Here is a 12,162-nt window from a genome sequence, read left to right as displayed (position 1 = left end):
TTGATTTATATAGATAAATTAGTTGGCACGATAACTGAAACGGTTAAGGCACTTTTAGAGAAAGCTCAGGAGTCACCCTTATGCTTAGCGTCCAGGATCGTGCCATCGTCAAATCCACTGTGCCTCTGCTGGAAAGCGGCGGTGAAGCGCTGATCACCCATTTCTACCGCATGATGCTCTCCGAGTACCCGGAGGTCCGCCCGTTGTTCAACCAGGCTCACCAGGCTAGCGGTGACCAGCCTCGTGCGCTGGCCAACGGCGTGTTGATGTACGCCCGTCACATCGATCAGCTTGACCAGTTGGGCGACCTGGTGGCCAAGATCATCAACAAGCACGTGGCGTTGCAGATTCTGCCGGAACACTACCCGATCGTCGGCACCTGCCTGCTGCGTGCCATCTCTGAAGTGCTCGGCGAAGAAATCGCTACGCCGGAAGTGATGAGTGCCTGGGGTGCCGCTTATGGCCAGTTGGCCGACATTCTGATCGGCGCCGAAACCGCCATCTATGACCAGAAAGAACAAGCCGTCGGTGGCTGGCGCGGGGCGCGGGAGTTCATCGTCGCGGCCAAGGTCGAGGAGAGTGCGGAAATCATTTCCTTCTACTTCGAGCCAGCGGACAAAGGCCCGATCCTCGCAGCCGAGCCGGGGCAGTACATCGGCATGAAGCTGGTGCTCGACGGAGAAGAAATCCGCCGCAATTACTCACTGTCAGCCCTGGCCAACAAAGGCCAGTACCGCATCAGCGTCAAACGCGAACCGGGCGGCCGTGCCTCCAATCACCTGCACGATCAACTGCACGTCGGCGCGAGCATTCAACTGTTCCCGCCATCGGGCGAATTTACCCTGACTGCCAGCGACAAACCGCTGGTGCTGATCAGCGGCGGCGTCGGCATCACCCCGACTTTGGCCATGCTGGAAGCAGCGCTGGAAACCGAGCGTCCGGTGCATTTCATTCACTGCGCGCGCAATGGCAGCGTGCATGCGTTCCGTGACTGGATCGACGGGCTGGCCGAGCGTCATCCGCAGCTCAAGCGCTTCTATTGCTATGCCGAAGATGACGGTGTGAGCCCGGCGGCGGACAAGGTCGGGCTGTTGAGCCAGGAGCAACTGGGCGAGTGGCTGCCGGCGCAGCGTGATGTGGACGCCTACTTCCTTGGACCGAAAGGCTTCATGGGGGCGATCAAGCGTCATCTGAAGGCACTGGGTGTGCCGGAGAAACAAAGCCGTTATGAGTTCTTCGGGCCGGCGGCTGCTCTGGAGTGATCTGAAACCGGTCGCCCTCATCGCGGGCAAGCCCGCTCCCACAGGTTCGGTGTCGTTCACAGATTGCGTATACGACACCGATCCTTGTGGGAGCTGGCTTGCCAGCGATTGGCCGTTATACGGTCCTGATTCTTAAATTCTGTTTAAAGGTTAATCGTTTCTTAACCGGTTTATCGTTTATTCCCCGATGCTGATGATAGGCGCTCGTTCGTTTACATGATCAGGATCGCCCCCATGTCGCACTTCGCTTTCTCCCGCCGTTTCAGCCTGGCCACTTTGGGCCTGTCGGTTGCCTTGCTGTCCAGTCCGTTTGCCTTTGCCGAATCCGCGTTGATCCAGCCGCAGACCCTCATCGTTGATCAGAGCCTGCCCAAGGCGCAGCGTGATGCAATGCAACTGGCGGCGCGGCGTTATGGCAGTTTCTGGAACAGTGGCGAAGAGGCGTTGGCCACCGCAGCCCTGTCGCCGCAGTTTGTCGACAAGACCCCGCCGGAAGGAAGGGTGCAAGGGCCGACGGGACCGCTGCTGGCGTCGAATTTCTTTCGCACGGCAGTGCCGGACTTGAGCTGCGAGATCGAACAAATGATCGTCGCCGGTGATCGCGTGGTGGTGCATCTGCACTTTCGCGGGCATTTCACCGGTACGTTCAAGGCTCTCAAAGGGCAGGGGCAGCGTGTAGACTTCCGGGCAACCGATATCTATCAGATCGACAACGGTCGCATCGCGGCCAATTGGCATATCGAAGACAACATCAGCCTGATGGCGCAACTGCAAACGCAGCCGCCGGCCAGCTGAACCATGGACATGAAAGGGAAACGCGATGAGCGAGGAAACGATTCGATTGGGACGTGAGCGGCGCTTTCTGGTGCTGCTGGGCATCATCTGCCTGGCGCTGATCGGCGGCGCGTTGTACATGCAGATCGTGCTGGGCGAGGCTCCTTGCCCGCTGTGTATCCTGCAGCGTTATGCACTGCTGTTGATCGCGCTGTTCGCGTTCATCGGCGCGGCCATGCGCACCCGCCGCAGCATCACCGTGTTCGAAGTACTGGTGGTGATCTGCGCGATTGCCGGGGCCGGTGTCGCCGGTCATCACGTGTTCACTCAGTTCTACCCGGCAGTGAGCTGCGGCATCGACGTGCTGCAGCCGATTGTCGATGATCTGCCGCTGGCGAAGATCTTTCCGCTGGGCTTTCAGGTAGACGGTTTCTGCTCGACGCCGTACCCGCCGATCCTAGGTCTGTCGCTGGCGCAATGGGCACTGGTGGCCTTCGTGCTGGTGGTGATCCTGGTGCCGCTGCTGACCTCGCGTAACCGAAAAGCACTGCGCTGAGTCAACTTTTCGGCCCCTGCGCCGATAAAACAAACGCCCCGATTTGCGGTTACGGAAATCGGGGCGTTTTGCATTTCAGGGTCTTTGTGAAAACACCGTGACGAACGGCAAGGGAGGGTGCGACAGGTGTGCGACATGTTGTCACACGCGCCGTGTCGCAGCTCCTTTCACAGGCACGGATTGGTGCGCTGTTACAAAAAAGGATTGGTCTGTTTCAGCGTTTGTCTGTTTTTGCACGCGTGTGCCGGAGCAGGCAGTTTTAACAGACGCTGGCATATGGCCAAAAGCCTTGGGGTATCGGGCTTTGCGCGGATCGCGACGTCAGAAAATGCTTTCGGAGCTGTCTGAACTGAGGCCGATAGACCTACATTTTTTGGTGTTTTTGTTGAGAATCGATTTCGATAACATGCGGAACTTTTGCAAAAATGGTGATGGATTGTTGCTCGAACGGATAAAAATTATTTCGGGATAAGACATGGTGTATAGGGCGCTACCTATCTACAATCGCCCGCACTGAATTCCCGGCACTGTTCGGCCTTTATAAGGAACCGAGCAGGAAGTCGGGTGTCGAGCGGCCGAAAGGCTTGCGAGACACCCAGGTGTCGGTGCCTTCCAACTTTCCGCACCAAATGGAATTGGTCTGTAACAAGGCCTTTGACCACGAATTCGAATAAGAACTGACCGCTGTCCCAGGATTTGTCGAGCGTCTGACGCGCGACGGGCGGCCCTTATTCAATCCAAAGAAAATGCCAACCCTTGGCAGGGTGAAGTGTTGGCGATCAAAACCCAACTGCATTGCGCAAGCTGCTTTAGAGGTCGTGAGATGAGTAAAAACAGGTACCCCAGATTACTAGGCCTAGTGCCGCTGCTCGGCACGTTGTTGCTGGGAGGCTGCAACATGACCTTGCTCAATCCAACGGGCCAGGTCGGCCTGGAACAGCGCAACCTGATCATCACCGCCACGCTGCTGATGCTGTTGGTCGTTGTGCCGGTCATCATCATGACCTTCCTGTTCGCCTGGAAGTACCGCGCCTCCAACCAGAACGCCGTCTACACCCCGAAATGGTCGCACTCGACCAAGATCGAAGTGGCGGTCTGGACCATTCCGGTCCTGATCATCATCGCTCTGGGTTACATCACTTATAAGTCGACCCACGAGCTGGACCCTTATCGTCCGATCGAATCCGACGTCAAGCCTGTGACCATCGAAGTGGTCGCGCTGGACTGGAAGTGGCTGTTCATCTACCCGGAACAAGGCATTGCCACGGTCAACAAGATCGTGTTCCCGGCGCACACGCCAATCAACTTCAAGATCACCTCCGACGCCGTGATGAACTCGTTCTTCATCCCGGGCCTGGGCGGCCAGATCTACGCGATGGCGGGCATGCAGACCAAACTGCACCTGATCGCCGACCGTAACGCTGAAATGGACGGTATCTCCGCCAACTACAGCGGTGCTGGTTTCACCGGCATGAAATTCAAAGCGATCGCAACTTCTCAGGAAGATTTCGACGCCTGGGTAAGTGAAGTCAAAAAGGCACCTAAACAGCTTGATCAAGCTGAATACGCAGCCCTTTCCAAGCCAAGCCAGAACAACCCAGTCGAGCTCTACTCCTCGGTCACGCCGAACCAGTTCCAGATCATCGTCGACAAGTACGAGGGCATGAAACCGGGCAAGCCACTGAAGCACGAGAAGAAAGAGAAAGAAGTGGCGGCAACGGAAATGGACTCGAATTCGCATTCAGCTGCCGGGGCAGAGGAGTAAACGATGTTTGGTAAATTAAGTTGGGAAGCGATCCCTTTCCACGAGCCGATCGTGATGATAACCATCTCGATGATCGCGCTCGGTGGTCTGGCGTTGTTCGCTGCAATCACCTACTTCAAGAAGTGGACCTACTTGTGGACCGAGTGGCTGACGTCGGTCGACCACAAGAAAATCGGTGTGATGTACATCATCGTTGCCATGGTCATGCTGCTGCGTGGCTTTGCCGACGCCATCATGATGCGTACCCAGCTGGCCATGGCCACCGAGGGTTCGCCTGGCTACCTGCCGCCTGAACACTATGACCAGATCTTCACCGCTCACGGTGTGATCATGATCATCTTCATGGCGATGCCATTCTTCACCGGCCTGATGAACCTTGCAGTGCCGCTGCAGATCGGCGCGCGTGACGTTGCTTTCCCGTTCCTGAACTCCCTGAGCTTCTGGCTGCTGGTTTCCGGCGTTGTGCTGATCAACCTGTCCCTGGGCGTCGGCGAATTCGCCAAGACCGGCTGGGTTGCCTATCCACCGCTGTCGGGTCTGCAATACAGCCCTGGCGTGGGGATGGACTACTACATCTGGGCGCTACAGCTATCCGGTCTGGGTACAACGCTAACGGGGGTCAACTTCCTCGCTACCGTGCTGAAAATGCGTACCCCTGGCATGAAACTGATGGACATGCCGATCTTCACCTGGACCTGCACCTGGGCAAACGTTCTGATCGTGGCTTCGTTCCCGATCCTGACCGCTACCCTGGCACTGCTGACCCTTGACCGTTACATGGATTTCCACATTTTCACCAATGAACTTGGTGGCAATCCAATGATGTACGTCAACCTGTTCTGGGCATGGGGCCACCCTGAGGTATACATCCTGATCCTGCCGGCCTTCGGCATTTTCTCGGAAGTCATCTCGGCCTTCACCGGCAAGAAACTGTTCGGCCACCACTCGATGATCTACGCTTCGGGCGCGATCTCGGTACTGGGCTTCATGGTTTGGCTGCACCACTTCTTCACCATGGGTTCGGGTGCCAGCGTCAACGCCTTCTTCGGTCTGGCGACGATGCTGATTTCCATCCCGACGGGTGTGAAACTGTTCAACTGGCTGTTCACTATCTACCAGGGCCGTCTGCGCTTCACCAGCCAGGTTCTGTGGACCCTGGGCTTCATGGTGACCTTCGCCATCGGCGGCATGACCGGCGTACTGCTGGCCATCCCGGGTGCTGACTTCGTTCTGCACAACAGCCTGTTCGTGATCGCTCACTTCCACAACGTGATCATCGGCGGCGCGGTATTCGGTTACATCGCAGGCTTCGGCTTCTACTTCCCGAAAGCGTTCGGCTTCAAGCTGCACGAAGGCTGGGGTAAAGCAGCGTTCTGGTTCTGGATCTCGGGCTTCTTCGTCGCGTTCATGCCGCTCTATGCACTGGGCTTCATGGGCATGACCCGTCGTCTGAACGCCACCACCAACCCTGAGTGGGTACCGTACCTGTACGTTGCCATGTTCGGTGCGGTGATGATCGCTGTCGGTATCGCCTGCCAGCTGATCCAGCTGTACGTATCGGTGCGTGACCGCAACAAGCCAGAAAACATGTGCGAACACGGTGACCCGTGGAATGCCCATACCCTGGAATGGTCGACCTCGTCGCCACCTCCGTTCTACAACTTCGCTGTACTGCCGAAAGCAGACTGCATCGATCCGTTCACCGAGGCCAAGGAAAACGGTACCGCGTACCAGGCTCCAGCCAAGTACGAACCGATCCACATGCCGAACAACACCGCCACTGGCGTGGTGATGGGCGCACTGCTGACCGTATTCGGTTTCGCGATGATCTGGCACATCTGGTGGTTGGCGATCGCCAGCCTGGCCGGCACTGTCATCTACTTCGTGATCCACGCTGCACGTGACGACCAGGGCTACATGGTTCCGGTTGAAACGATCGAGCGCATCGAAGCCGAGCAGCACAAGCGTCTGGTAGCGGCCGGGAAGATCCCTGCTTCCGCAACCCGTGTTGAAACCAAGTTGGAACAGGCTTAAACAATGTCGAACTTAGTGACCAATGCTGGACACGCTCATGGTCATGACCATGGGCACGATGACCATCACCACGACTCGGGCGAGATGACCGTATACGGTTTCTGGCTCTACCTGATGACCGACTGCATTCTGTTTGCGTCGATCTTCGCGGTGTACGCGGTACTGGTAAACAACGTCGCCGGTGGCCCGTCGGGCCACGACATCTTCGAACTGCCATACGTGCTGGGCGAAACCGCTCTGCTGTTGTTCAGTTCGATCACCTACGGCTTCGCCATGCTGGCGTTGTACAAAGGTAAAAAGCAGCAGGTTCTGGGCTGGTTGTTCATGACCTTCCTGCTCGGCGCAGGCTTCATCGCCATGGAGATCAACGAGTTCCACCTGCTGATCTCCGAGGGCTTCGGTCCTAGCCGTTCGGGCTTCCTGTCGGCGTTCTTCACCCTGGTCGGTACTCACGGTCTGCACGTATCCGCGGGTCTGATCTGGATGGGCATCATGATGTACCAGGTCAACAAGCACGGCCTGACGGCGACCAACAAGACCCGTCTGAGCTGCCTGAGCCTGTTCTGGCACTTCCTGGACGTGGTGTGGATCTGCGTATTCACCGTTGTTTACCTGATGGGGACCCTGTAATGGCTAATGCACACTCCCATGACAGCCATGATGCTGGCCACGGCAGCGTTAAGTCGTACGCCATTGGCTTCATCCTGTCGGTGATCCTGACCGTCATCCCGTTCGGCCTGGTGATGTTCCCGACCCTGCCGAAGTCCACCACGCTGGCAATCGTCCTGCTGTTCGCAGTGATCCAGGTGATCGTTCACCTGTATTACTTCCTGCACCTGGACCGCTCCGTGGCTCAGCGTAACAACGTGATCGCGTTCGTCTTTACGGCCATCGTGATCCTGCTGCTGGTCGGCCTGTCGCTGTGGATCATGTTCAGCATCCACACGTTCATGATGGCGAAGTGAGGTAGACCCGATGTCGCTCAAGCACTTTATCCAAATCACCAAACCGGGGATCATTTTCGGTAACGTGCTTTCTGTGGCAGGCGGGTTCTTCCTGGCCTCGAAAGGGCATGTAGATCTGGCGGTGTTCCTGGCCGCCATGATCGGCACTTCCCTGGTTGTGGCCTCCGGTTGCGTGTTCAACAACTGCATCGACCGTGACATCGACCTGAAGATGGAACGCACCAAGAACCGGGTGCTGGTCCAGGGCTTGATCTCCCTGAAACTGGCCCTGGTCTATGCGACCATCCTGGGTGTCGCCGGCGTTGCGTTGCTGTACAAGGTGGCCAACCCGTTGGCTGCATTGTTCGCCGTGATCGGCTTCATTATCTACGTCGGCTTCTACAGCCTGTACCTCAAGCGCAAGTCGGTTCACGGCACGCTGGTGGGCAGTCTGTCGGGCGCCATGCCGCCGGTGATTGGTTACGTGGCCGTGACCAACAGCTTCGACATGGCCGCGCTGACCCTGCTGGTGATGTTCAGCCTGTGGCAGATGCCGCATTCCTACGCCATCGCGATCTTCCGCTTCAACGATTACCTGGCTGCATCGATTCCGGTGCTGCCAGTGAAGCGCGGGATCCAGGTGGCCAAGAAGCACATCCTGCTCTACATCCTGGCCTTCCTCGTGGCGACCTTGATGCTGACCTTCAGCGGTTACGCCGGCATGAGCTACCTCGCCGTCGCCGCGGCCATGGGCATGTACTGGTTGTACATGGCCTGGACCGGCTACAAGGCGGTGGATGACACGGTCTGGGCACGCAAGCTGTTCGTGTTCTCGATCTTCACCATCACCGCGTTGAGCGTCATGATGTCCCTGGACTTCAAGGTGCCGACCGAGCTGTTGCTGACGTACGCGCCGTAAGGTTCGAACGTTGTACGAGAAACCCCGTTCATCTAAAGATGAGCGGGGTTTTTTGTTGTTTGAATGATGGAAACAGAGGGTGGCCTCATCGCGAGCACGCTCGCTCCCACAGAGCGGGGCGGGGAATCACTCGTGCTCTCGAAACGACTAGCTAGAAATTGACAGGTTGCGGTCGCCCGACAAACGTCCTAGATTCGGATCCAACTTCATGCATCGATCAAGAGGCTGGGCGAAATGACTGAGAGGATGACCTGCGACGAGCGCTTCATTGCCCTGGCAAAAGAGCTGAATTACGACATCAATGGCGAGAACACGGTGGGCGGCAATTACGCGCCGCTGGTGCGCCATCACGATGAGCTGTACATCAGTGGCATGGTGCCGCGTACCGAGGGCAAGATTCAGTATCCCGGCCGGGTCGGGCTGGAGCTGACTCTCAAGGATGCGCAGGCCGCAGCGAGCATCAGTGCCATGCGTTGCCTGGCATTCATCGTCGATGCAGTCGGTTCGCTGGACAAGGTCAGGGCGTTGTTGCGGGTCACGGTGTATGTGAAGTCGACCCCGGATTTCGTTGACCTGAGCGAAGTGGCCAATGGTGCATCGGATGTTTTCAGTTATGTGCTGGGTGATGCTGGCCGCCATACACGCACAACCGTTGGTGTCTATCAGTTGCCGAAAAACGCGGCCATCGAAGTCGACATGATCGCTGCGGTACATCCGTCGGCATAATCGCTAAAAGCCGCGCAACAAAAAGCCCCGCCTGAAATTCAGAGCGGGGCTTTTTCGTCAGCGCCGCGTTTACTGGGCGGCGATGCTGTAACCGTCAAACGCGGTCTGCTGTTGCAGCGCGGTGATGATGTTCTTGCGGTTGATCGCGTGCTCGGTACCGGCGTTGTCGACGAAAGTTTCGCCTTCGAGCTCGGCTTCTTCGCCTTCACCGACGAAAGTGAAACCGAGGAATTCCAGTGCTTCACGATCCACGCTCAGGCGCGAACGCGGCGTGCGCATTGGCAGGGTCACGCTGATGCCGTCCTTGCTGATGCTGAACACTTCGACGTCTTTCTTGGTGCGTGCGGCTTTGCTCTTGCCGCCGCTCGGGTTGCTGATCGCCTGATGCGTCTGGTTCAGCACCTTGAGGGCCAGACCATAGACGATTTCCTGGAACGCCGGGTCGTCCTTGAAGCTGGACAGGATGCGGCTGATCGGGAATTTGCTGCTCAGATCTTCGAGGGCAGCAATGTCGGCGGCTTCGGCATCTTTCAGACGCTTGAGTTCGCCCATCAGCTCGTAGGCCTGGTCGTCATCGAAGCGGTCGTGGGCCTGGCGGATCGCAGCGCGCAGCTCGCGGATCTGGTCGCTTTCGCGGCTGGACTGAAACGCGTCCAGCACCATTTCGCTGATGATCTTCGCTTGTGGGATGTGTTGTGAAAGATTGATGGAGTTTTCGTATTCCGCTTTGGACGACAGGGTGACTACGGATTCAGCGGTGTTGAAATCGGACATTGAAATTTCACTACTTTTTTAACTTGAGATGAGACGAGAAAGCTCGGGGGGCTTTTTCAGGCCGACTAATTTAGGGGAGCGGGACGTTGTTGTCACGGAGCAACGGCCCGGTGGAGTTGATTATTTGCCCGGCGTATTCAGGTTCATCGAACGCACGATCCACTGTTCGGCGTTCTGTTGATCCACTGGAAGCGAGAAGCGAAAGGTTGCGCCCCGTCCTGCGACATCGAGCAACTGGATTTCGCGCCCGTGCAGTTGCAGGATCCGGTGCACGATCCGCAGGCCCAGCCCGCCATCGCGTCGCGCGCCACCTATATTGAAGGGGCGCAGGAATAAACCCTCGCGCAACTCGGCGGCGATGCCGGGGCCGGTATCGCTGACGGTGATTTCAACCAGCGGGCCCTGGGGTTTCAGACCGAGTTCGATTTCGCCACCCGGCGGCGTATGGCGCAAGGCGTTATCGAACAGGTTGGTCAGCACCCGTTCGATCAGCCCGAGGTCAGCGCAAACGGTTGGCAGGTTGGTACTGAAGCTGGCCTTGAGTACAACATTTCGGGCCTCGGCGCCCAGTTCGAATTTCTGGAAGATGTCCTGTACCAGATCGGTCAGGGAAAACTTTTCCAGCACAGGCTGAACGAAGCCATGTTCCAGGCGCACCAGCTCCAGCAACGATTGCGCGAGCCCGCCAACCTTGCGGCTCTGATCCAGGGCAATCCCCAGATAGCGACGGCGTTCTTCGGGGGACAGGGTGGCGTCCTTGAGTGACAGCGTCTCAAGGTAACCATGCAGCGAGGCCAACGGTGTGCGCAGGTCATGGGAAATGTTCGCCACCAGTTCCCGACGCTCCTGATCCTGGCGGGTCAGTGAGCGCCATTGTTCACCGAGGCGGTTTTGCATTTGCCGGAACGCTGCGTCGAGTACGGCGATTTCATCCGGGTCAGCGAACTTGTCCACAGGTGTCGGCGCGGCGGGCAGTGTTTGCGGTGCGCCGTCGATGTCGAATTGGCCCACGGTTTCGGTCAATCGTCGCAGCGGCCGGGTGATCAGATTAAACGCGGTCAAACCGGCAATCAGGCACAGGAATGCCACGAGCCCGATGGACAGCAACGCCGTGTTGAGCGCCGCGCTGGTGGCGCCGCGTTCGGCGAATCGGTCGTGCGCTTCGCTGAGCAGGACCACGTAAAGGTAACCGGCCGCCTTGCCGTTGACCTGCAACGGCGCGGCGCTGAAGACCTTGCGCCCATCGACGCTGCGTGGGTCGTCGCCGAGGATCGGCAACGGTTGATCGTTGAGCAATCGTCGAATCGGCGCGAGATCGACAGTCTGCCGACGCAGGCGTCCTTCCGGTGCCGCGTTACCGACGATCCGGCCCTCGGTGTCGAGCAGGTACACCTCGACACTTGGGTTGACCAGCATCAACTGGCTGAACAACTCGCGCACCGCACCGGGCATCAGTCCGTTGCTGTCCATCAGCACCGTGTCGTGGGCGATGTGTTGCGCCAGATCCCGGGACAATCCTTGCACCACTTCCAGCTCATGCATCTGGCTGGAGCGTACCTGCAACCAGGCCGACGTGCCGCAGCACGCCAGCAACAGCACGGCAAACACCAGGGACAGGCGCTGCGTCAGGGTCAGTTTCATGGTTGCTCTGCGCTCGTGCCGAATTTATAGCCGCGACCCCACACCGTGAGGATGCGCACCGGTTGTGCCGGATCGGCCTCGATTTTCGCCCGCAGGCGATTGATGTGGGTGTTGACCGTGTGTTCGTAACCTTCGTGGCTGTAGCCCCAGACCGCGTTGAGCAGATCCATGCGCGAGAACACCTTGCCCGGCTGACGGGCGAAGAAATACAGCAGATCGAATTCCCGTGGAGTGAGGTCCAGGCGCTGGCCATTGAGGGTGACGTCACGGGTGATCGGGTCGATGCTCAAACCATCGAGGCTCAGGCTGCCGGCGTCCATCTTCAGGTTGCGGGCCATGGCATCCACGCGGCGCAGCAGCGCTTTGACCCGAGCCACCAGTTCAAGCATCGAAAACGGTTTGGCTAGGTAATCGTCGGCGCCCAGTTCGAGGCCGAGAATGCGGTGCAGTTCGCTGGAACGGGCACTGGTGATGATGATCGGTGTGTAGCGGGCCATGGCCCGGGCGCGGCGGCAGATTTCAAGTCCGTCGACGCCAGGCAGCATGAGGTCGAGGATGAGCGCATCCCAGTGACCTTGCTGCAGCAGGCGCATGCCTTCGTCGCCGTCGGCGCTGTGTACTACCTCGAATTGTTCGTCCCGCAAATGCAGGCAAATGAGGTCGGCAATGTGCAGGTCGTCCTCGACCACCAGGACGCGTTTGGTCTGTTCCATGAAGCTCAATCCTTCGGCGCGATGAACGCATTGTGCGGGTTTTCCTCGGGGCGA

At 58.2% G+C, this 12,162-nt stretch carries 12 protein-coding genes and 1 pseudogene; 9 read left to right on the top strand and 4 right to left on the bottom strand.

Going from position 1 to position 12,162, the window contains the following annotated elements:
* Window positions 1-80 precede the first annotated feature (80 nt).
* The 3 genes from hmpA (at window position 81) to JJN09_RS28345 (ending at window position 2,592) form a co-directional block, all read left to right on the top strand.
* The gene (gene hmpA, locus JJN09_RS28355; protein ID WP_096822813.1) at window positions 81-1,262 is read left to right on the top strand and encodes an NO-inducible flavohemoprotein; all 1,182 of its coding nucleotides are present in this window, start codon (window positions 81-83) and stop codon (window positions 1,260-1,262) included.
* 234 nt (window positions 1,263-1,496) lie between these two features.
* Complete coding sequence (locus JJN09_RS28350) at window positions 1,497-2,057, top strand: ester cyclase (protein WP_249484765.1); 561 nt, start codon at window positions 1,497-1,499, stop codon at window positions 2,055-2,057.
* A 25-nt stretch (window positions 2,058-2,082) separates the two neighbouring features.
* Window positions 2,083-2,592 (top strand): disulfide bond formation protein B, encoded by a 510-nt coding sequence (locus JJN09_RS28345; protein WP_249484763.1) that lies wholly within the window; start codon window positions 2,083-2,085, stop codon window positions 2,590-2,592.
* 494 nt (window positions 2,593-3,086) lie between these two features.
* On the opposite strand, the pseudogene JJN09_RS29740 reads toward JJN09_RS28345, so the two are convergent.
* A pseudogene (locus tag JJN09_RS29740) lies at window positions 3,087-3,388 on the bottom strand (hypothetical protein).
* Window positions 3,389-3,415: 27 nt separating this feature from the next.
* Here JJN09_RS29740 and cyoA point away from each other — a divergent pair.
* From cyoA to JJN09_RS28315, 6 genes are all read left to right on the top strand, one after another.
* Entirely contained in the window at window positions 3,416-4,357 is a 942-nt protein-coding gene (cyoA, locus tag JJN09_RS28340; protein WP_249484761.1) for a ubiquinol oxidase subunit II, read from the top strand.
* 3 nt (window positions 4,358-4,360) lie between these two features.
* Window positions 4,361-6,391: a cytochrome o ubiquinol oxidase subunit I gene (gene cyoB / locus JJN09_RS28335; RefSeq protein ID WP_249484759.1), complete on the top strand. Its 2,031-nt coding sequence runs from the start codon at window positions 4,361-4,363 to the stop codon at window positions 6,389-6,391.
* 3 nt (window positions 6,392-6,394) lie between these two features.
* Window positions 6,395-7,021: a cytochrome o ubiquinol oxidase subunit III gene (locus tag JJN09_RS28330; RefSeq protein ID WP_007956720.1), complete on the top strand. Its 627-nt coding sequence runs from the start codon at window positions 6,395-6,397 to the stop codon at window positions 7,019-7,021.
* Complete coding sequence (cyoD, locus tag JJN09_RS28325; protein WP_065261339.1) at window positions 7,021-7,356, top strand: cytochrome o ubiquinol oxidase subunit IV; 336 nt, start codon at window positions 7,021-7,023, stop codon at window positions 7,354-7,356. The genes JJN09_RS28330 and cyoD overlap by 1 nt, the downstream gene beginning before the upstream one ends.
* Window positions 7,357-7,366: 10 nt before the next feature.
* Window positions 7,367-8,254 (top strand): heme o synthase, encoded by an 888-nt coding sequence (cyoE, locus tag JJN09_RS28320; RefSeq protein WP_249484757.1) that lies wholly within the window; start codon window positions 7,367-7,369, stop codon window positions 8,252-8,254.
* A 234-nt stretch (window positions 8,255-8,488) separates the two neighbouring features.
* On the top strand, window positions 8,489-8,980 hold the full coding sequence (locus JJN09_RS28315) for a RidA family protein (RefSeq protein WP_085709372.1): 492 nt from the start codon (window positions 8,489-8,491) through the stop codon (window positions 8,978-8,980).
* Window positions 8,981-9,049: 69 nt separating this feature from the next.
* Here the strand turns inward: JJN09_RS28315 and JJN09_RS28310 are convergent, their stop codons facing one another.
* The 3 genes from JJN09_RS28310 to JJN09_RS28300 all read right to left on the bottom strand — a co-directional run bounded on the left by JJN09_RS28310 (window position 9,050) and on the right by JJN09_RS28300 (window position 12,108).
* Window positions 9,050-9,754: a hypothetical protein gene (locus JJN09_RS28310; protein ID WP_249484755.1), complete on the bottom strand. Its 705-nt coding sequence runs from the start codon at window positions 9,752-9,754 to the stop codon at window positions 9,050-9,052.
* A gap of 120 nt (window positions 9,755-9,874) precedes the next feature.
* Window positions 9,875-11,395, bottom strand: coding sequence for a HAMP domain-containing sensor histidine kinase (locus JJN09_RS28305; RefSeq protein ID WP_249484754.1), 1,521 nt, complete (start codon window positions 11,393-11,395; stop codon window positions 9,875-9,877).
* Window positions 11,392-12,108, bottom strand: a complete 717-nt coding sequence (locus JJN09_RS28300; RefSeq protein ID WP_249484752.1) for a response regulator transcription factor — start codon at window positions 12,106-12,108, stop codon at window positions 11,392-11,394. The genes JJN09_RS28305 and JJN09_RS28300 overlap by 4 nt, the downstream gene beginning before the upstream one ends.
* Window positions 12,109-12,162 lie beyond the last annotated feature (54 nt).

The sequence above is a fragment of the Pseudomonas sp. HS6 genome (genome assembly GCF_023375815.1).
Classification (GTDB): Bacteria; Pseudomonadota; Gammaproteobacteria; order Pseudomonadales; family Pseudomonadaceae; genus Aquipseudomonas.
This window is presented reverse-complemented; position numbering and strand designations above follow the sequence as displayed.

Excerpts from the sequence above, each read along its gene's own strand:
- hmpA (WP_096822813.1), top strand. The coding sequence starts at position 81 with ATGCTTAGCGTCCAGGATCGTGCCATCGTCAAATCCACTGTGCCTCTG.
- JJN09_RS28350 (WP_249484765.1), top strand. The coding sequence starts at position 1,497 with ATGTCGCACTTCGCTTTCTCCCGCCGTTTCAGCCTGGCCACTTTGGGC.
- JJN09_RS28345 (WP_249484763.1), top strand. The coding sequence starts at position 2,083 with ATGAGCGAGGAAACGATTCGATTGGGACGTGAGCGGCGCTTTCTGGTG.
- cyoA (WP_249484761.1), top strand. The coding sequence starts at position 3,416 with ATGAGTAAAAACAGGTACCCCAGATTACTAGGCCTAGTGCCGCTGCTC.
- cyoB (WP_249484759.1), top strand. The coding sequence starts at position 4,361 with ATGTTTGGTAAATTAAGTTGGGAAGCGATCCCTTTCCACGAGCCGATC.
- JJN09_RS28330 (WP_007956720.1), top strand. The coding sequence starts at position 6,395 with ATGTCGAACTTAGTGACCAATGCTGGACACGCTCATGGTCATGACCAT.
- cyoD (WP_065261339.1), top strand. The coding sequence starts at position 7,021 with ATGGCTAATGCACACTCCCATGACAGCCATGATGCTGGCCACGGCAGC.
- cyoE (WP_249484757.1), top strand. The coding sequence starts at position 7,367 with ATGTCGCTCAAGCACTTTATCCAAATCACCAAACCGGGGATCATTTTC.
- JJN09_RS28315 (WP_085709372.1), top strand. The coding sequence starts at position 8,489 with ATGACTGAGAGGATGACCTGCGACGAGCGCTTCATTGCCCTGGCAAAA.
- JJN09_RS28310 (WP_249484755.1), bottom strand. The coding sequence starts at position 9,754 with ATGTCCGATTTCAACACCGCTGAATCCGTAGTCACCCTGTCGTCCAAA.
- JJN09_RS28305 (WP_249484754.1), bottom strand. The coding sequence starts at position 11,395 with ATGAAACTGACCCTGACGCAGCGCCTGTCCCTGGTGTTTGCCGTGCTG.
- JJN09_RS28300 (WP_249484752.1), bottom strand. The coding sequence starts at position 12,108 with ATGGAACAGACCAAACGCGTCCTGGTGGTCGAGGACGACCTGCACATT.